This window comes from Sorangium sp. So ce448, assembly GCF_051520915.1.
Lineage (GTDB): Bacteria > Myxococcota_A > Polyangia > Polyangiales > Polyangiaceae > Sorangium > Sorangium cellulosum_B.
This window is the reverse complement of sequence record NZ_CP150343.1, coordinates 6,255,618-6,274,994: the sequence shown is the minus strand read 5'-3', so window position 1 is coordinate 6,274,994 and position 19,377 is coordinate 6,255,618. Positions and strand designations below refer to the sequence as shown.

The window sequence follows — 19,377 nt, the reverse complement described above, 5'->3', positions numbered from 1 at the left end:
TCATGCCCACGATGAGCCGCGCGACCGTGCTCGTGCCGTCGCTGTCGTCCCCCATCGCGCCAGACCAGACCCTGATCTTCTCGCCGGATTTCCCTCTGGAGGAGCGAGCGGGGGAGGCGTCCGCCGTGCCGCGCGCCGCCGGGTCGCTCTGGTCGGTCGCGCGCGTCGGCGCCGCGGCAGAAGCGCTCCGGGAGGTGGCGCAGGAGGGCGCGCGCAGGTTCGGGCCGCCGCCTGAGGGCGCGCTGCCTGAGGGCGCGCCCGGAGACGCCCTCGGGGCGTACGCGTTCTCGTTCGTGCGCCCGTCGTTCGCAGCGCCCTTCGCCAGCCGGCGTGAGGGCGTCCTCTTCGGCGAGCGCGTCCTGCCTGCGTTCGGGCTCTGGAACGACGTCGACGACGCGACGTGGTCGCGGGCCGCGGCGCAGCTGACGGTGCATCGCCACAGCGGCCCCGACGACTTCGTGATCGAGATGGAGGCCAAGGGGGATGAGCGCGTGGTCGTCGCGCGGTGCCAGCGCCCCGAGACGCTGGGGGCCGCCGTCGCGGAGGTCGTCGCGACGGCGCGGAGGCCGAGGAGCTGGCTCGGGAGATGGTTCGGCGTGAAGCCCTTCGACCGGCGCTGTGCGCTGAAGATCCCCCCGCTCGACCTGTGCGCGGCGCGTACGCACGAGGAGCTCGTCGGCAAGCCGCTCGCGGGCGGGGAGGGGCGCCGGATCGGCGACGCCCGCCATGCCGTCCGCTTCCGCCTGGGGTGGGACGCGCTCCCGCCGACCGAGCCCGGGCCGCTCACCCTCGGGCGCGGCGATATGTACGAGCGCTACTTCGTGTGCGACGGCCCGTTCCTCGTCGTCGTCCTGGGCGCGCCGCCGCAGGACGAGGTGCGGCTCGCCGTCTGGCTCGGGTCGCCGGAGGCGCTTGAGGGCGCGACCGCCGCGACCGCCGGCGCGCCCTGAGCGGCGGGCCGCCCGTCACTGCCCGAACGTGTACCAGCGCGGCTTGATGTCCTTGATCAGGTGACCGCCGCCGTTGACGTGCAGGTTGCCCGGGGCGTTGCCGGATCCGAGGCCGGTGGGCATCCCGCTGACCAGGCCGGAGGCGCCCGCGTTGCCCATCTGCCCAGCGGAGGCCACGCCCGGGACGCCCTTCGCTGTCGCGCCGGACGTCGTCGCGCCGGTCCGGTCCGCGACCGCCTGGGCGACGCTGCGGCCCATGAAGTTCGGCTTCGTCCCGCCGTTGCACGTGACGACGTCCACGCGCGTTCCAGGCATCTTCCCGTTGAACCCGGCGGCGTTCAGCTTGTCCGCGAGCTGGGCCCCCGAGATCTTCTTCCCCGCCCACTCGACGCTTCCCGGCCAGCCGTGGGTGTCGATGACGACATCGGTCTCGCCCTTGAGGCTGCCAGGCACGACCTGGTTCGGCTTGAGGATCGTCGCGCCCGGGTACTTCGCCGCGTACTGCGAGTAGTACGCGTTGTGGAGCTTTGGATCGTTCGAGGCCGTGATGATCGTGAGCAGCCCGAGCGGGTCGATGAAGAGCGTCGGGTTCGGGACGAAGCCGATCTCCTGCAGCGAGCCCGAGAGGCCGATGGGATCCGGCGAGATGAACACGCGCAGGTCGGGCGCGTAGTAGCGGTACCGGTTGTAGTGGAGGCCGGTGAGCTCGTCGGCGCGCTGCCCGGCGAAGCGGAGCGCGCCCGGCTCGCCGCGCTTGTGGGCGACCTCGCCCCAGGTGGTGAGCTCGATCTCGGTGATCTCGCCGGCCGCGTCGAGGGTGAGCCACGGCGTCCCCGCGGCGTCGGTCGCCACGAGGCGGAAGCCCGCGCCGCCCTGCGACTCGAGCAGCGGCATGTGACCTGACGCGTCGAAGACACGGCGCGTGACCTGCCCGCCCGAGGCGCGCTCCTCGACGATGCTGTCGCCGTCCCAGCCGAACCACGTGCTCCCCTGGCCGACGATCTCGGCCACGCGGCGGCCGAGCGCGTCGTAGATGTACTGGATCTTCAGCCCGTCGCCGCGCACGGCCTCGGTCAGCCGATCGTTCTCGTCGAAGGCGTACCGCCACGTGCGCTGCGGCTCGGGCGCGTCCCGGCCCGAGAGCCGGCCAAGCCGGTCCCAGGTCAGGACCTGGTCGCTCGCCGCGCGCGGCCGCCCGCCGGCGCCGACCGACGCTTCACCCCGCGCGATCGCCGTGCCGTGTGGCGAGTAGGAGAACGCCTCCGTCGCGCCGAGCCCGCGCACGTCCGCGGGCCGCCCGTGCGCGTCGAGGTCGTAGCGGCGCTCGCCGCGCTCGCTGTCGATCACGGCGGCCAGCGCCCCGGTCGGGTGCCAGCGGTAGGCGCGGGAGCGGACGACGTCGCCCGACGCGCCCTCCACCTGGATCTCCACCGGGAAGCCCTCGGCGTTGCGCCGGGTCAGGATGGCGCCGGCGCCACCGTCGCGCCGGCGGGCGCGCTCGCCGTCCTGCTCGTCGCGCTCGAAGACGAAGCGCTCGGCGGCGTCTGGATGGCCGACGCCCATCGCGGCGACCCGCCCGTACGTGTCGTGCTCCAGCGCCACGCGCCAGCCGGACGAGTACCGGCGCGCCACGAGCTGGCCGCCCTCGTCGTAGTCGTAGCTCGTGACGAACTTGAAGCCGCCGCACGTCTGCGTGTCCCGCAGGATCGCGCCGCGCTCGTCGTACGCGAGCTCCGTCGTGCAGGCGCCGTTCGTCGCGCGCGCGACGCGCCCCAGGGCGTCGTACTCGAAGCGCTCGACGAGGCCCGACGAGTACTCTCGCGAGACGACGTTGCCCGCGCCGTCGCGCGAGAGCCGCACGATCGACTCGTCGGGGCGGAGGATCGACACGAGCCGGTCCGCGCCGTCGTACTCGTAGCGATACTGGAGCCCCGTGAACGTCGTCTCGCGGACGAGGTTGCCGGCCGCGTCGTACTCGAACGAGCGCCGCTCGCCCGCGGCGTTCTGCATCCAGCTCAGCCGGAGGAGCGCGTCGTAGCCCATGGTCCAGCGCGAGCCGTCCGGCAGCACCTGCTCGACGAGCGCACTGGCCACGTAGCGGTACTGCGCGCGGCCGCCGCCGGGGTACGAGGTCGCCGTGCACAGCCCGAGCCCGTCGAAGGCGTGCTCGGTGCGCTGCCCGCTCGGCCCCACGGCGCAGACGATGTTGCCCGAGGAGTCGTATTCGAGCGTTGTCGCCGCGCCGCCGGGCGACTCGATGCGCACGGGCATGCCCAGGAGATCGTACACGTAGGTCCACACGCGCTCCCCCTGGGCGTAGCGGACGAGGTTGCCGTGCGCGTCGTACTCGAGCGTGTCGACGAGGCCGCTCGGGTACGTGATCTTCGTGTTCTTGCCGCGCGCGTCGTACTCGGCCGTTGTCTTGCCGCGCGCGTCCTCGAGCTCGACGACGCGCCCCCGGCTGCGCCGCTCGGTGGAGCGGTGGCCGTTCGGGGCGATGGTGGTGACGCCCTGCCGCTCCTCGTCCGTCTGGTACCGGACCGTGCCGCCGCCGTCGCTGAGGGAGATCAGCCGTCCGGCGAGATCGTGGCGGCGTCGCTGCGTGGCCCCTGCGCCGTCGGTGACGGCGATGAGGCGCCCGACCCCGTCGTACGTGAACAGCATGGAGTAGCCGCGCGGGTCGACGTAGCGCTCGACGAGGCCGAGCGCGTTGCCCTGGTAACGATGCACGTGGCCGAGCGCGTCCGTCACCGTCGTCTGGTGAGGCTCGGGCCCGTACGCGACGCGCGTGTGGAAGATGCCGCGGGGACCGTCGGCCACGTGCGCCTCGGGGGCGCCGAGCGCGGCGAGGAGGTCGCCGCCGGGCAGCTCGCCCCAGGTCTCCACGCAGCGCCGCTCGCCGCCCGCGTCCTGGTACACGAAATGGAAGACGACGCCGTCGGCCCGCGTCTCCGAGCGCAGGTAGTGCTCGTCGTCGTAGCTGAACCGGGTCTCCGCGCCGCCCACGTCGATGACCCGGACGAGGTCTCCGCGCCCGTCGAGCTCGTAGGTCACGAGGCGCCGGCGGTGCTCCTTGCCGGCCTCGTCCGCGACGGCGACGGACCAGATGCGCAGGTTCCCGTCGCGGGCGACCTCCGCGTGGCGGCCGACCGAGTCGGTGATCGCCACGACCTCGTCCTGATCCCACTCGATCGTGGCCGCGTTGCCGAAGGCGTCGCGCAGCTCGGCGAGCGTGTACGCCCGCGGATCCGCGGTGGGCCGGAGGACCCGCACGAGGTCGTCGCCGAGGTCGACGACGATCGTGTCCCCGTCGACGTGCACCTTCCGGCCGTGGGGGAGGAGCAGCGCTTCACCGGCCGCGGGCAGCCGCATCTCGGTGCGGCGCTGCTGGTCGTCGACGAGGACGAGGTGATCGCCGTTGCGCTCGGCGCGCCAGGCGAGGCTGTGCGACCAGCCCCACCCGAGGCCGCAGCGGTGGCGCACGGCCGAGGTGCTGTAGGTGCGGATCCACTGGACCCAGAGGAACCCGGTCAGCGTGAAGTCGGCCGCCGGGATCGTGAACAGCGTCCCGGTCACGACATCGATCGGATGGCCCGCGGCCGCCTGGCCCTCGGCGCCCGGCGGCGCAGGCGGGCTCGGCGGCGCGGCGCCGCTGTTGCCCCCGCCTCCGCCTCCGCCGCCGTTGCCGCCGCCCTGGGGGCCGCCGCCGCCCGGGCCCCCGGCCCCGCCGCCGCCCCCCCCACCCCCGCCGCCGCCCCCGCCTGCGCCGCTCGCGCTGGCGCCGGCGCCGACGGTGATGCTCTTGTTCATCTGGCCCATGCTGCCGGTGATGCCGGCCATGCCGAGCTCGATGATGACGTTCGGCGCGCCGAGCCAAGGGAAACAAGGCCCGCCGGTGTTGAGGCTGACGACCTCCTTGAGCGTGCCAGGCTCGTTGCCGTGGCATGCCTTCATGCAGCCGCCGACCGTGAGGATCTTCGCGCCCTCGATCTTCGTGCGCATGCACGGGTCGATGATCCCCTCCGAGACCGTGCCCATGGTGGGGTAGGGGATCGGCAACGGGCTGGGCGCGGCCGGGGTCAGACACACGCTCACCGCCATACCGGTCATCTGGTGACCGGATTTCTCGGTGATGGTGTCCATGTGGAGGGCGGTGACCTTACCCATGGTGACAGGATGGTCCCACGGTCCCGCGAGCGCGTGCAATCGCGGCAATCGCGAGCCCACCGTCCGGTAGCCCGGGAAAGCTACATGGCTCGGACGGCCTCGCCGGGAGCGCGGCTGACGTGCGGGGGAGGGAGATGACCAGGCAGGAACGTCGGGCCCGTGCTTCTTCCTGGCGCTGGCGGCGCGGGCTCGCTCGGCGCGAGGCAGGTGTCCGCGATTAAATTGCCCTCGTCGCCATGCCGCCCACCGCCTTCGCCGTCTGCCACAACGACGCGCCGCACGCGCATGTGCGCGTCTGCCCTCACCTCGACGTCGAGCACCGGCCGGGCGTGAGCCTCGTGTGGACCGGCGTGAGTGCGATCGCGTGGCAGCGGCTCGCCTCGCTGGCAGGGGCTCCCCTCGAGATCGCGCCTGCCGGGACCGGTGAGCCGGCGGCGCCCCTCGCGCAGGCCATGCGCGAGAGCCTGATCGACGAGAGCACCCTGGACCCGGCGTACTGGGCCGCCTGGGCTGGGCCGCTCGCCGAGAGCTCGGCCGAGGTGCTCCAGCGGGAGAGCTGCCGCCTCTTCGGCGTGGACTGGCCCCTGGGCGCGCCGTCCGGCGCGGACCTGGACAGGATCGCCCTGTGGAGCGGCTTCTCAATGCACCCACGCTTCGATCCTCCGCTGGCCCGCGCTCCATTCCCTCGATCGCATCACGGCGTTCAGGTCCCCTGCTTCGGCGTGTGGTCGAGCCCGGACGAGCCCGAATCCGTCTGGCAGTCGCGGGCAACGCAGGCGCTCGTGCATTTCCCCCGCTACACGGACGCCGAGCTCGTGGGCATCTCGGACGAGGAGATCGACGCCGCATACAACCAGTTCGTCGCCGAGCTCCGCGCGGCTGATCCCGAGGTCAGGATCATCGTGGCCACGTTGCCCGCCGGACCGACGCTAGCGCGCACGATCAGCCGCGCGCTCTCCCTTCTTCAAGAAGACGACGCGCACCCACGCGCGCGCTTCTCCGCCGACGAGGGCCTGTTCATGCCGGTGATCGACATCGCGTGCGCCGCCCGCTCAAACGAGCTCACCGACCGCGTGCTCGAGAGTCCGTCCCTCGGGCGCGTTCGGCTGGGCCCTCTCGAGCAGGTCATCCGCTTTCGCCTCGACGACGGGGGCGCAAAGGCACCCTCGCCGTCGCGTTCCTTCGGCCTGATGTCACCCCCGCGGCGCTTCAGCTGCGCCATGCCGTTCCTGGTCCTCGTCCTTGCCCGTCGCAGCAAGCTGCCCGTCTTCGCGGCGTGGGTCGAGAACGCCGAGGTCCTCGCGAAGGCGCCAGCGTCCCGGTGATCCGTCCTGGTGCGGCGGTGCGCCGGGGAAGCCGCCGCCGTGCGACCCGCGCCGGGTCGGCGCCGTGGGCTCGTTCCACGAGCCTCGATCAGGCGGGAGCGGAGGGCTCGTTCTTCTTCCTGCTGGCGCTCGCGGCGCGGGCTCGCTCGGCGCGCCGCTCCTCTTCCGCCGCGTCCTCGTACGGCGACAGGAGGTGGTCGCGGAGGAGCGCGTGCGCCTCGTCCTTGTCGTCGTCGTACTCGGCGTGGACCTGGACCAGGAGCGTGCCGTAGGCCTCGTGCCACGCCTCCACCGCCTGGCTCGCCGGGTCCGCGCTCTTCGCTTCGGTGACGCCGAGCTTCTGGCCGTAGAGCGCGGTCCAGCGCCGGAGGCGATCGACCTCGGCCGCGAGCCCGAGGCGCTGCAGCGCCGCCTTCACGTCCTTGCCGTCGAGCGCCTTGATCATCGCGCTCATGCGCACCCACTGCTGGGAGTACACGAGCTTGACGAAGCCTGTGCCGGACGACAGCACCTCCGACCGCACAAGCGCGGCGTCGGCCCGGCGCGCGGCCTCGTCATCGCTCAGCGGCAGGATGTCGTCGTGGTCGAACGAGCGCTCGATGCCGTCGAGCTGGGCGCCGAAGGCGGAGATGCACCGGTCGGCGCCGCGATCGATCTCCGTCATGGTGGCGTCGGTGCTCCCGAGCGCCTCGACGGCCTCGGTGCGCGCGATGACGGACTGGACCGCTGCGTCGACCTTGGGGGCGAGCTTGATCTTCTTCGACTTCAGCGCCTCTCGGTGAGAGGCGAGCCTTGTACCTGCGACGATGCACCCGCTCGGCGTGAGCCGGCGGGCGAGAAACGCGGCTTTTCCCATGATGGCGGGGGTATCACTGTCGCGCGGGCGCGGAAGACGCGAGCAGGATTTCGGTCAGGGGAGGCAGCTTTGCGACGCGGGCGGCGGCGAGCGTCGGCGACGCGGCGACGGCGACCCGGCGGGCGTCGGCGACGCGGCGCGGGTCTCCCGGGGGGGCCTTGGCGACGCGAAGGCGGTGACCCGGCGGGCGTCGGCGACGCGGCGCGGGTCTCCCGGGGGGCGTCGGCGACGCGGAGGCGGTGATCTGGCGGGCGTCGGCGACGAGGCGCCGGCCTCGACACGGCCTGGGCCCGAGGCGCCGCTACGGCAGCCAGCGGCCCACCTCCGCGATCGCAGAGGCAGCGCCGACGATCGCCGCAGAGCCGCCGAGCCTGCGCAGCAGCGGCGCGAAATCCGTGAGCCCGCCCCAGCCGATCAAGAGGTTCTCGAAATCTTTCTGCCACCGGTTCCCCAGCACATCGCAGAGCACGCATGATGCGTCGTCCAGCGCCATCCACGGCGCACATGCGAGCACGGATCGCAGCGTGTCGTCGTCCCCGTGCTGCCAGTAGGCGTCCATGACCTCGGCCACGGCTCGTTCGCGGAGCGCTTCGGGCAGGTGCGGCACGATCGCCGCGAAGGCGGTCACGCGGAGGACACCGTCCGTGCTGCCAGCCAGGCGCAACGCTTCTTCCGGCTCAAGCCCCGCGCACGCGGCGGCAGCCTCATGATAAGGACCGGAGAGAAGAGACCCGAGCTTGTTGGGAGCGGCGTCGCGCAACCGGCGCGTGAGCTCCGGATCGGCCTCTGTCGGGATACCGGAGAACGAGGGGATTGGACACGGCACAAGCTCGCTGGCCTCACCGAGCGCAACCCGCGCCTCGTCCGCCCATGCCTGCACCGTTTCCCGTTCGGCCCCGGTGAGGGGGCCTGCCAGCGTGACGAGCGCCACCGCCCGCGCGCGCGCCGCGCCGGTCGGCTTCGCGAGATCCACGCTCGGCTCCTTGTAGGGGTGGGCGCGATCGTCACGCGGCCCGTGCCGGCTTCCCTCCTTGGCGAACAGCGCACCCTCGACGACGGCGCACCGGGTGATGGCGTTCAACGCCGCCGCTCGCTCCGGTTCGGTGGACGCGTTGAACAGCACATCTTCTGCCGTCGTGCGCGCGCGGCGCGCGTCCGTGACGAACCCCACGAGCCCTCCCGGTCTGTCCATCCACGCGGCGAGCCACGCCGGTGAGACCAGATCCATGAAGGCGGACAGCGCAGGCGCTCGCCGCGTCATGTGGGCTCCCAGATATTCGACGAGGTAAGCTGGCCAGGCGAGAGGAGCACGCTCGGGAGTGCCGGCAGCGCGCAGGCTGGCCAGACCCCGAGCAACGATGCCGTCTTCGATCGACGCGATATCTGCCGACGCAGCCCAGCGCGCGCGCGTCGCGTCGTCGCGGAAGCGGTAGGTCCGGTCGTCTCCAAGGACCACGAGGTCACGCGCCGGACGCGGCGCGCGGTGGAGCGCCTCAATGGACGCGCTGGACAGCCCGAACGCCGCGATCAGGTCGTCCTCCGATACCGGCGCGAGCGCCGCCGCCAGGGCGTCGAGGCATCGTTCCGCCGCGCGCCCGACATCTCCGCTCCCGGCCAGGGTGTCTCGCGCCTGCTGCACCGCCTCTTCTGCGGCGGTGGCCTCCCCTGGTAGGTGCAGCACCGCGGAGGTCTCCTCCGTCCATTCGAGATGCTGACGCCAGTCCGAGCTCCGCGCCGAAGGACCTTCCACGCCCACGGACACGAGGAACCGCACCCTGAAACCGGCTTCGTCCAGAAACGGTACCCCCTTCTCAGGCTCCCAGTCCGCCGCGCGCTCGAGGCCGTCGACGATCACGAGCAACACAGGATCTTCCATCTCCAGATCCCACCGCAATGCTCCGGCGATCGACCACCGGAGCTCATTAGGGCTGCGTGGTCGAGAGAATGCTGCTGACCACGAGCTTCGAAACAGACCGAGCAGCACCTTGAGCGCCTCGCGTTCCACCGCGGTTCCGAAGCACGAGCTCACCGGGAGAAAGATCACCTCTGCTCTATCGCGTGCCGCCATAGAGAGAGCCCATCGCGCGAGCACCTCGGTGCGCCTCTTCTGATCTGCGCCGACGACGAGCGCACAGCTCGGCCCTTCCGCGAACCACCGGTCGAGCGCCGTGAGGAGATCGGCGTCTTGCTCGGAAGCGGACCGGGCCAGGACATCTTCAGGGAGGCATCGCCAGAACTCGGCCAGGCCAGCGTGCGACCGCGCGTACCCACCGTCCGGGCCACGGAGTCGATCCACAGTACCTCTGGGAGGCTTTGGGCCGTCAATCATTCGATCGCTCATCGTCGTCTCTTTCGTGCCTGCTGCAGTACCCCCTTGGAGACAGGGGTGTAGGTCGTTTCGCCGTCCCAAGGTTTGATTTTCTCGGACTTCCTCGGCGCATGTCCTATGATGCCCTTCGTGATCCCCATGTCGTTGAACATCTTCTTGCACGCTGGACAGGGATTGGCGCCGTAGCGGATGCCCGTTTTGTAGTCGTCCTTCGTCCCTTCATAGGTCTCGATGGTGTACCCCTCCTCATTGAACAGCTTCGCGATGTCCTCCTTCTTCGTTTCGGGCCCCATCTTGTGAGCAAGACTTGTGAGCGCCGTAATTTCTGCGCATGAAGTCCGTTCGCTCGTCGCCCCACGGTGGGGTTTAACACCGCTGCCGCCGACGCCGCCGCCCGGAATATCCTGGTTGTGCCCTTCGGCAACGACGTTGCCCCGCGCGTCCTTGATGACGGAGTACATCAGCCCGTCGGGGTCGACGGCGGACGTGGGGCAGTTGGCGGCGTAGGCGAATGGGTTGAGCCCGCCCTCGATGCCGATGGGGTCGGGGCTGATGTACCGGCCCAGCTTGGGGTCGTAGTAGCGATGGCGGTTGTAGAACAGCCCGGTCTCCTCGTCGGCATACTGCCCGCGGAAGCGGATGGGCGTGCTCGTCGAGGCGCCGTCGGCCACGGCGGCCGCGCCCCACGGGGAGCGCAGGAACTCGCAGCCGAGCCGGCCGTCGGGGCCCACGAGCGCCTCCGGGGCGCCGGAGTCGTCGTTCACGTAGTGCCACCACGGCGACACCGTGCGCACGCCGCCCTCCGTGCGCACGTCGCGGTGCGCGAACGGGATCGTCGAGCCTTGCTCGAAGACGTACGTGCGCTCCTCGACGACGGGCGCGCCGCCGGCCGCTGCGCTGCGCTTGATCTCGTGGACCAGCGCGCCGCCGTCCCACACGAAGCGCGTCGCCTCGAGGAGCGTGCGCCTGCCGTCCACCTCGCGCCGCCACAGCCGCTTCGCCACCCGGCGAGCGAAGGGGTCGTACTCGAACGAGACCACCGTCCCATCCGGCCGCTCCACGGCGTCGAGTCGGCCGGCGGCGGACCAGCGGTAGCGCGTCACCGTCTCTTCGCCTGAGGAGCGGCGCTCGCGTCGCGCGACGAGACGCCCTTCCGCGTCCCACACGTAGCGCTCGGCGCCGCAGCGCTCGATCCGGTCTCCCGGCCCGTACAGGCGCCCCGGCGCGCCAGGCGTGACGTCGTGCACGTTGCCTGTCTCGTCGTACCTGAACGAGGCCTCCTCTCCGCCCTCCTGCAAGACACGCGCGAGCTGGCCGATCGGATCGTAGGAGAACTGCGTGGTGCCCCGCCGCTGGTCCCAGCGCATCGCGAGGAGCCCGTCGCTCGTGTAACGGAACGCCTCGGCGCGGACGGTGGCCGGCGGCACCGGGCCGACCCATTCGGGCTGTCCTGGTCCGATTGCGGGCGCCGCCGCGCGCGCGATCACCCTGCGCTCCGACAACCGCCCCAGCGCGTCGTACGCGGCCTCGATCCTCGTCCCGCCCGGGAGCACGCGCGTGACCTCGCGGCCGAGGACGTCGTTCTGGGACACCGAGGCGACCTCGCCGTCGAGCGCGAGCTGCACCTGTCCGCGCGCGAAGTCGTGGGTCCATTGCGCCGCGTGCCCGAGCGACGTGCGGCGCCCGGCGACCTCGCCCGTGAGGCGGTAGTCGATCCGCACGTCGGCGAGCTCGCCCGCGACGTGCTGCTCTTCACACACGATCCAGCCGTTCGCGTTGCGCTGGAACACGAACAGCCCGGCAGGGCACGCCGCGGCCACGATGTCTCCGTTCTCGTCGTGCTCGAACGACTCCTCCGTCCCGTCGGCGAACACCCGCCGCACGAGCCGCCCGGCGGCGTCGCGCTCGTACTCCGTGCGCTCGCCCAGGCCGTTCCTCGACCACGCGACGCGGCCCATCGCGTCGTGACCGTAGCGCGTGACGCGCCCGTCGAACGTGTGCTCCTCCACGACGAGCCCCGCCGGATTCCGCGTGAAGCGGTAGATCTCGCCGCGGGCGTTCTTGACGTAGGAGAGCCACCCTTCGCGGTTGTAGCGGAGCTCCACGACCTCGCCGTTCGGCTTCTCGACGCGCGAGAGCTTGTGGAAGCCGCCATAGGACAGGCGCGTGGTGCGACCCTCGGCGTCGGTGATTGCAATGATGTTACCGGCGCCATCGTGGGCGTACCGCTCGATGGGCCCGTCAGGCAAGCGCACGGTGAGCAGGCGGCCGGCGTTCGAGTACGTGAACGCCGTCCTCCCCCCGCGCGCGTCGAGGATCTCGACGCACCGGCTCCACGCGTCGTACCTGGCCTGCGTGCGTGCCCCGAGCTCATCGACGCGCTCGATCACGTTGCCGTGCGCGTCCCGCGTGAAGACGATGGTCCTGCCGTCGGGCCACTCCGCCCGGACAGGCTGCCCTCGCGCGTCGAAGCGCACGGTGCAGGTGGCGCCGAGCGGGTCGGTCCAGCTCAGCTCGTCGCCGGCACGGTGCACCCGCGTCGAGGCGCCGTCAGGCCCGAACACCTCGAGGATCTCACCCGCCGGATCGCGGCGGATCGTCGTCACGCGCCCGAGCGGATCGACCACCCTCGTCTCACGCCCGAACAGGTCGCGCTCCCAGGTGGTGGTCGCCCCGAGCGCGTCCGTGAACGAGGTGAGGAAGCCGCGGTCGTCGTAGCTGCGCATGAAGACGCCGAGCGGCGTGACCGCCTTGGCGACGAGGCCGTGCGCGTTGCCGAAATAGCGGTGCAGTCCGACCGAATCCACGGCCTCGGAGTAACCGTCATCCCCGTACTCGAACTTCGTGTGGAGGACCCCTCGCGCCTTCGTCTCATGATCCGCAAGGACCGCGGGGACATCCTCCGCGAGGCTGATGTCCGTGGCGCCTGGAACCTCTCCCCAGGTCTCCACGCATCGGCTCGCCACGTCGTAGCGGAAGAAGAAGGTGAGGCCCGTCGGGCCCGTGGTGGACGTCAGCAGGTTTCGCTCGTCGTACGCGTACGTCGTGAGCGCCCCATCGGCGTCTTCTACGCCGGTCAGCCGTCCGTGAGCGTCGTAGGAGTACCGGACGAAGGGGACCCACCGCCCCTGTTCGAGCGCGTTCTTCGCCTCCAGAGCGGCAATATGGCCATCGCGCCCGCGGACGACGCGTACGACCCGTCCGACGGCGTCAGTCACCTGAACGAGATTGCCTTGCTCGTGGTCCAAGACGATGCGGTTGCCCCAGCGGTCGGCGATCGCCGAGAGGCGGTAGGTCATGCCGTCGTCCGACGGCACCTGAACCTCGAAAATGAGGCGCGGACCGTCCGGTAGATCGAGCCGGAACCCGAGGCCCTCTCGGTGCAGGAGCCAGCCATGGGGGCCGAGCACGCCGGCGCCCGGTTCGAGCTTGCCGAAATCGTGCTCCACGCCGTCGGACGTGATGACGCGGACCGACCTCCGGCGCTCGAGCACCTGCCACGCGAGCGAGAAGGTCCACCCCGATCCGAGCCCTACGTCACGGTCGCGCGATGTGCTGGAATACGTGCGCTCGATCCGGAGCGGCAGCGGGCTCGGAAGAAAGAGGTCGACGGCGGGCAACGTGAACACGCGGCCTGTCACGACGTCGACCGGATCGCCGCGCGACATGGTGCCGCTCGTACCGGGCCCGTGGTGGTTGGGGCAGCCGCCGCCGTCGGTCGAGCCGGTGCCGCACGACCCCGCGCTCTTCCCGCCGCCGTTCGCGTCGCCGCCGCCGCCCTTCCCGTCGGCTCCCCGCGCGCCTGTCGAGCCTCCGCCGCCTTTCCCCCCGGCCCCTCCGCCGCCTCCTCCGCCGCCCATGACGAAGACACCCGGGTTCATGCCGGGGATCGCGGGGATGTTCGGCGCAGGCGCTGTTCGCATCCGGCCATGCTCGACGGCGCGACGCGAAAGTACAACGGAGTTCGCGACGCGGCGAACGCAGGACGCCGCGCGCGCTCCCCCGCGTCGCCGAGCGATCGCGCCCGCCGGCGCCGCCGATCCGCGCCGCTCAGCGCGCGACGAGGCGCATCGGGGGGCGGCTGTGCTGGATGTGCTCGGTCTCGAGCTCCTCGAGCTCGAACGCCCTGTCCATGTCCATGTCGAGCTCCGCGAGCTCGCGCTGCGTGCTCTCGCCGTTGTCGAGATCGTCGAGCTCGCGCATGAACCTGTCGATCTCCACGCACGTCGCGGGCGAATCCACCGGCGTCATCGACTGCTCGTGCATGAGCTGGATGAGCTCCAGGATGGTGGCGAGCTTCTGCGACACGACCTCCAGCCCTTCGCGGGTCTGGCTCCAGCACTCGGCGCGCCGGTAGGCGATCGAGAGGCGCCGCTCGGACAGCCCGCGGGTCCGCCCCGCGGACGTGCTCCGGACCGCCTCGAGCGAGCGGATCGTGTCCATGAGCTCGCCATGGTTGGTCATCGCGAGCGACTCCTGGCCGGCCTTGTGCGCGATCGCGAGGCGGATGTAGCTCATGATGAGGCGGCTCAGGCCGAAGCCCTCGTCGAGCAGGGGCGGGATCGATCCGCCGCGGCGCCGGATGTTCTCGCGGGTGCGATCGATCAGCCGATCGAGGCGCGCGAGCTCCTGCTGGTGCCGGATGTCCATCTGCCGGATCAACGACTCGCGCGCCCGCGACCAGGCCGCTCGATCCACCTCGTCGAGCTGCGCGTCGATGCTGCGCCGGAAGAAGCCGCGCCAGGGGACGACGCACAGGATCACGAGCTCCGCCCCGAGCCCGAGCAGCAGGAGCAGCGGGCTCCAGCCGATGAAGCTCAGGAGGAGCGCGCTCCCCACGACGAGCAGGTTGTACGGGTGGACCAGCACCCGCCCCAGGTACGTGCTCGCGGTGCGCCTCCGCAGCGGTGCGACCTGGACGCCGAACGCTGCCAGCATGGCCCTCGACTCGGCCATGCTGGCGCCAAGCACATCCTCCAATCGGCAAAGCTCTCGATCGCACGTCGTCATGGAGCCCCCCTCCTCACCTGGTCCTCTGGTCCTCGTGCCACCTCACCCCGTTCACCACCCCCCGCGGCCGAACCGCGACCGACGGTCGGCGGTCCGGCGCGCCTGCGCGCGCCGATGCATCAGCGCGCTGTGAACGCAGGTCACGCCCGCCGAGCCCGCGCCGGCAGCCTCCTGCCCGCGGAGCCCGCCTTGGAGGACCGGGCGCCCACCGCGCTCATCGGCCGTCCAGGCGGTATCACCATGAAAACTCAAGCTTTCACGGCGGCGCTGCAGCATCGCCGGCTCCACGAAGTCCATGCTTTCCCTGCTGTTCGCGTCCCGAAGGCCTCATGAAGGACCGCGGTGCGTCGCCCGAGCGCAGCGCCGCGGTCGATCCGGGAGCGAGCAGAGCGGGCTCCGTGCCAAGCGCTCCGGCACCGCGCGGCGCACGATCGGCGAGGGGACGCGCTCAGGCGGGGAGCGGAGGCGCTGCGTCCAGCACGTGGACGCCGGGGGCGCCGAGCGACATCGGCACGCGCTCGAGGCCGGCTTCACGCGCCGCGGCAAGCCATGCCGTCGAGGGCGGCGCGCCGCCGACGAAGAGGGAGACGTCGCCTCCGCCCGCGCCGCTCGGCGCGATCGCTGCGCCTTCGGCGGCCGCGGCGGGGCGGAGGCGCCTGAGCGCGGGGGTGACGATCGGCGCGCCCGAACGGTCGCCGAGCTCGGCGAGCGCGTCGACCTGGCGATCCAGCGCGGCCACGAGCGCGCGGGCGTCCGCGGCCTCGATCGCGGCGCGCGCCCCCTCGGCGGCCGCGCCGAGCAGCGCGCGGTGCGCCTCGGGCTCGCGGGCGGCGAGCGCGCGCACGCGCTCGAGCATGGCGCTCGTGCGCGCCGAGGCGTCGCTGGCGAAGACCTCGATCACGAGCCCGCCCGGCAGGGCGTGCGGCGCGACGTCGAGCTCGCCGCCCGGCCCGAGCCGGCAGCAGAGCACGCCGCCGTAGACGCTCGCCGCGACGTCCACGCCGCTGCCTCCGCCCTGCGCGCGCCGGTGCGCCGCGAGCGCGTCGAGGAAGAGCGCGCGCGGGTCCCACGCGGGCGCGCGCCGGTCCTCGGTGGACGCGCGCGCCGCCCGCGCCTCCGAGGCCGCCGCGGCGCGCGCGGCGAGCGTCGCGACGAGGATGGCGGCGCTCGATCCGAGGCCCAGCTTGCGGCTCGCCTCGCGGGGCGGCGCGCCCGGCGAGGCCAGAGGCGGCTCCGGCGCCGCCGAGCGGAGCGCCGACGCGTCGAACCACGCCGCCGCGTCGAGCGCGCCGGCGTCGATCGCGGCCTGGACCTCCTCGGTGACGAGCGCGGCGGGCCGCGCCGGGTCGGCGAGGACGTACCGATCGACGGCGGCCACCAGCGCGGGCGCGCCCTCGAGCACGGCGTAGGCGCCCGAGAGGACAAGCTTGCCAGGCGCCCGGACGATCACGCGCCCCCGGAACCGGAAGAGGACGCGAGGCGGGCTCCGCCGCCGGGGACCGCCGTGATGGTGCGGAGGACGCCAGGGACGGCGAGCAGCGCCGCGCCCACGGCGGCCTGCGCCTCGGGCGTCGTGAAGACCTTCACGTGCGGGCCGGCGTCGATGGTGAAGAACGCCGGCGTCCCCTGGGCGCGGAGCCTCCGCACCGCGGCGATCACCTCGACGGTGGCGCCGGTCCAGTAGAGCAGGCCCGGCGAGGCGGCGATGCTCGAGGCGTGCATGCACAGGGCGCTCGCCTCGGCCGCGGCGCCGAGCGCGGCGAGATCGCGCGCGAGGACCGCGGCGCGGACCGCGTCGAAGAGCGACGGCGCCGCGTCCACCCACGCGGGGAAGTACGGGCTCGTCATCGCGGTGTGCCGCATGCCGTCGCTGGAGCCCACGTCCTTCGGACCCTCGCGCGTCACCGCGATCACGACCGCGAGCGGCCAGTGGTCCTCGGGCGCGAGCGGCGTCGCGGCGAGCGCCTCGTCCCCGGGGCGGCCGGCGCGGAGCTCGACGAAGCCGCCGAACGCGGACCGCGCGGCCGAGACCGAGGTCTTCCTCGCGAGATCGCTCACCAGCGCAGGCGCGGTGGGCAGGCCCGCGGCGGCGCTCGCGGCGAGCGCGAGCGCGGCGAACGCCGACGCGCTCGAGGCGAGGCCCGCCGCGGTGGGGAAGTCGTTCCGGCTGACAACGCGGGCGCGCTCGCGCCTCCCCGAGGCGGCGCGGACCCGGTCGAGGAGCCCGGCGACCCGGCGCGTCGCCTCCGCGTCCGGCGGCAAGGCCGCGCCGCCGAGGTGGAGCTCGTCGCGATCGAGCGACGCGTCGAAGGCGACCTCGGTCGTGGTCTCCATCCCGGCGAGCGTCACCGAGAGGCTCGGGACGGCGGGCAGGTTGTGGCCATCGGCCCGCTTGCCCCAGTACTTCGCGAGGGCGATGTTCGGATGGGCGATCGCGGTCGCCCGGCTCACGACGCTCATGTTTGCTCCTGTGGCTCCGTCCTCGTCATGCCCGCCTTCACCCGGGTGACGAAGCCGCTGTAGCCCGCGTCGCGCCAGGCGGCGAGCACGCGGTCCGCGGCGCTGTTCGACGCCGCCGCCCCGGTGCCGTCGCCCGGCGGAGGCGGCGGGAGCAGCGCGATGACCGAGCCGCCGCCGCCGGCGCCGGTGAGCTTGGCGCCGAGCGCGCCGGCCTCGCGCGCGAGCTTGCACAGGGCCTCGATCGCCTCGGTCGAGACGAACATGCCGGCGAGGAGCATCTGGTTCAGGTCCATCAGCCGGCCGAGCGCTACCGCGTCGCCCGCCTCGATCGCGAGGGCGGCGTTCTCGACGAGCGCGGTGATGCCCGCGATGGACGTCGCGGCCAGCGTGGGCTTGCGCTCGAAGAGCCTCGCCACGAGCTCGACCATGCTGCGCGTGGACGACGACACCCCGGTCGAGCCCACGCAGAGCCACAGGTCGTCGCGCGGGGCGACGGAGGTGGCGCCGTGCGCCCGGGTGAAGCGGAAGCAGCCGCCGCGGGCCGCGGCCGTCGTGTCGATGCCCGACGGGTTGCCGTGGAAGACGCGCTCCCAGGCGGCGGCGGCGTCGGTCACGGCGGCGGCGTCGGCCGCGGTGTGCACGGCGGTTGCGCCTTCGGACGCGGTCCGCGACGCGGTCCGCGCGGCGGCCTCGGGCGCGCGCGCGAGCGCGGCCACCGACCGGGCGATCGCGACCCCGAGCGCGGCCGAGCTGCCCAGGCCGCCGCCGGGCGGCAGATCGCTCTCCGCCTCGACGCGCACCGGGCCGACGTCGGGCAGCGCCCCGAGGAGCGCCGCGAACGCCCGCGCGACGTCCACCTCGGCCGGCGCCGCGCGGAGCTCGCGCCCGCCGAGGAGGAGGGCGCTCGCGCCGGAGCAGCGGGTCGCCCGCGCGCGGGCGCCGCGCTCGATGCCGGCGGCGAGCGCGGGCGCCCCGTACACGACGGCGTGCTCGCCGAGCAGGATGACCTTGCCGGACGCCTCGCCGAGCGCCTCGGTCATGCGCCGGTCCACCGGAGCGCGCTCGCGGCCCCGCACAGGATCTGCCGCGCCGGCGCGCTCACGGGCAGCGAGCGCGCGAGGACCTCGGCCTCGCCGCACAGGGCGGAGAGCCGCTCCTCGACCGCGCGCCGCGCGCCGCACGCCTCGAGCGCGAGCGTCGCGGCCGCCACGGCGTCGTCGCTCGCGTCCTTGCGGCCGAGCGCGCGCTCGACGGCGCTCCGGCCCGCGGCGTCGAGGCGCCCCTCGGCCGCGGCCAGCACCGCGGTGCGCTTGCCGGCGCGCAGATCGTTGCCGACCGGCTTGCCGGTCGCCGCGGCGCTCCCGAAGGTGCCGAGGAGGTCGTCACGCAGCTGGAAGGCGACGCCCACGGGCGCCGCGAACCGCTCGAGCGCCGCCACGGTCTCGGCCGGCGCGCCGGCCAGCGTGGCGCCCAGCGCGAGCGGGCCGCGCACCGTGTAGCTGCCGGTCTTGAGCGCGTGCATCTGCTCGACGTCCTCGGCCCGGCCGACGACGTCGAGGTGCTGCCCGATCACGACGTCCTCGTGCATCTTGCAGAACAGCCGGACGGCCGCGAGCGTCGTCGCCGGCGGTGCGTCCGCGCCAGCGAGCGTGCTCAGCGCGAAGCTCCAGGTGAGGTCGCCCGCGAGGATCGCGGACGAGGCCCCGAGGTGCGGATCGCCGAGCGTCTCGGTCAGCGCGACGTGGACGGTGCGGTCTCCGCGCCGGACGGTGTCGCCGTCGATCCAGTCGTCCTGGATGAGCAGGTACGTCTGGAGCAGCTCGAGCGCGATGCCGGCGTCGATCGCGGGGCCGAGCGGCGCGTCCGGCGCGACGCCCTGGTAGGCGGCGACGAGCAGCCCCGCGCGGAACCGCTTGCCGCCGCGCAGGGTGAGGCTCCGCGCCTCGGAGACCATGGCCTCGACCTCGCGGCCGTAGCGCTGCATGGAGGCCGCCTTGTCGCGCCAGCGCTGATCGAGCGCGGCGTCGACGCGGGGGCGGATCGAGGAGAGAAAGTCGAGGAACAGGCGCGCGCCGGGATCCGCTGTCCCTTCGAGCGTCCGATCGCCGGCGCCGGCCGCGCTCTCTCCGTCCTTCGTGTGCGCTGTCATGGAATGCGCGGCAGCCTAGGAGCCGGACGCGAGGCGGTCAATCTCGGCCGAGAGCGAGGGGATTCGCGCCGCGGAGCGGCGCGGCCGAGGTGGCTTGGGTCGTGCAATGCGTGGTGCTCGCGTCGCGGGCC

General features: G+C 73.0%; 11 protein-coding genes. 2 read left to right on the top strand and 9 right to left on the bottom strand.

The features are described from left to right. Positions 1–2: 2 nt before the first annotated feature. Positions 3–950: a hypothetical protein gene (locus tag WMF45_RS23590; RefSeq protein WP_437719096.1), complete on the top strand. Its 948-nt coding sequence runs from the start codon at positions 3–5 to the stop codon at positions 948–950. 15 nt (positions 951–965) lie between these two features. Here WMF45_RS23590 and WMF45_RS23585 read toward each other — a convergent pair whose 3' ends face one another. Beyond that, complete coding sequence (locus WMF45_RS23585) at positions 966–5,117, bottom strand: PAAR-like domain-containing protein (protein ID WP_437719095.1); 4,152 nt, start codon at positions 5,115–5,117, stop codon at positions 966–968. Between the two features lie 236 nt (positions 5,118–5,353). Between WMF45_RS23585 and WMF45_RS23580 the strand changes: the two genes are divergently transcribed. Next, complete coding sequence (locus tag WMF45_RS23580) at positions 5,354–6,442, top strand: hypothetical protein (protein WP_437719094.1); 1,089 nt, start codon at positions 5,354–5,356, stop codon at positions 6,440–6,442. Positions 6,443–6,530: 88 nt separating this feature from the next. On the opposite strand, the gene WMF45_RS23575 is transcribed toward WMF45_RS23580, so the two are convergent. The 8 genes from WMF45_RS23575 to WMF45_RS23540 all read right to left on the bottom strand — a co-directional run bounded on the left by WMF45_RS23575 (position 6,531) and on the right by WMF45_RS23540 (position 19,246). Continuing rightward, entirely contained in the window at positions 6,531–7,298 is a 768-nt protein-coding gene (locus WMF45_RS23575; protein WP_437719093.1) for a phosphoenolpyruvate--protein phosphotransferase, read from the bottom strand. A gap of 301 nt (positions 7,299–7,599) precedes the next feature. Continuing rightward, a complete protein-coding gene (locus WMF45_RS23570) occupies positions 7,600–9,342 on the bottom strand; it encodes a hypothetical protein (protein WP_437719092.1) in 1,743 nt (580 codons plus the stop codon). 293 nt (positions 9,343–9,635) lie between these two features. Continuing rightward, on the bottom strand, positions 9,636–13,550 hold the full coding sequence (locus tag WMF45_RS23565; protein WP_437719091.1) for an RHS repeat-associated core domain-containing protein: 3,915 nt from the start codon (positions 13,548–13,550) through the stop codon (positions 9,636–9,638). A 127-nt stretch (positions 13,551–13,677) separates the two neighbouring features. Then, positions 13,678–14,565, bottom strand: coding sequence for a hypothetical protein (locus WMF45_RS23560; RefSeq protein WP_437719090.1), 888 nt, complete (start codon positions 14,563–14,565; stop codon positions 13,678–13,680). Between the two features lie 520 nt (positions 14,566–15,085). Next, complete coding sequence (locus WMF45_RS23555; protein ID WP_437719089.1) at positions 15,086–16,087, bottom strand: hypothetical protein; 1,002 nt, start codon at positions 16,085–16,087, stop codon at positions 15,086–15,088. Further along, positions 16,084–17,097, bottom strand: coding sequence for a diphosphomevalonate decarboxylase (gene mvaD, locus WMF45_RS23550; protein WP_437719088.1), 1,014 nt, complete (start codon positions 17,095–17,097; stop codon positions 16,084–16,086). The genes WMF45_RS23555 and mvaD overlap by 4 nt, the downstream gene beginning before the upstream one ends. Further along, positions 17,094–18,137, bottom strand: a complete 1,044-nt coding sequence (gene mvk, locus WMF45_RS23545; protein WP_437719087.1) for a mevalonate kinase — start codon at positions 18,135–18,137, stop codon at positions 17,094–17,096. The genes mvaD and mvk overlap by 4 nt, the downstream gene beginning before the upstream one ends. Beyond that, complete coding sequence (locus WMF45_RS23540; protein WP_437719086.1) at positions 18,134–19,246, bottom strand: polyprenyl synthetase family protein; 1,113 nt, start codon at positions 19,244–19,246, stop codon at positions 18,134–18,136. The genes mvk and WMF45_RS23540 overlap by 4 nt, the downstream gene beginning before the upstream one ends. Positions 19,247–19,377: the final 131 nt, after the last annotated feature.

Coding starts and splice junctions, on each gene's coding strand:
- mvk (WP_437719087.1), bottom strand. CDS start 18,137: ATGACCGAGGCGCTCGGCGAGGCGTCCGGCAAGGTCATCCTGCTCGGC.
- WMF45_RS23565 (WP_437719091.1), bottom strand. CDS start 13,550: ATGCGAACAGCGCCTGCGCCGAACATCCCCGCGATCCCCGGCATGAAC.
- mvaD (WP_437719088.1), bottom strand. CDS start 17,097: ATGAGCGTCGTGAGCCGGGCGACCGCGATCGCCCATCCGAACATCGCC.
- WMF45_RS23575 (WP_437719093.1), bottom strand. CDS start 7,298: ATGGGAAAAGCCGCGTTTCTCGCCCGCCGGCTCACGCCGAGCGGGTGC.
- WMF45_RS23580 (WP_437719094.1), top strand. CDS start 5,354: ATGCCGCCCACCGCCTTCGCCGTCTGCCACAACGACGCGCCGCACGCG.
- WMF45_RS23560 (WP_437719090.1), bottom strand. CDS start 14,565: ATGCTGGCAGCGTTCGGCGTCCAGGTCGCACCGCTGCGGAGGCGCACC.
- WMF45_RS23590 (WP_437719096.1), top strand. CDS start 3: ATGCCCACGATGAGCCGCGCGACCGTGCTCGTGCCGTCGCTGTCGTCC.
- WMF45_RS23540 (WP_437719086.1), bottom strand. CDS start 19,246: ATGACAGCGCACACGAAGGACGGAGAGAGCGCGGCCGGCGCCGGCGAT.
- WMF45_RS23585 (WP_437719095.1), bottom strand. CDS start 5,117: ATGGGTAAGGTCACCGCCCTCCACATGGACACCATCACCGAGAAATCC.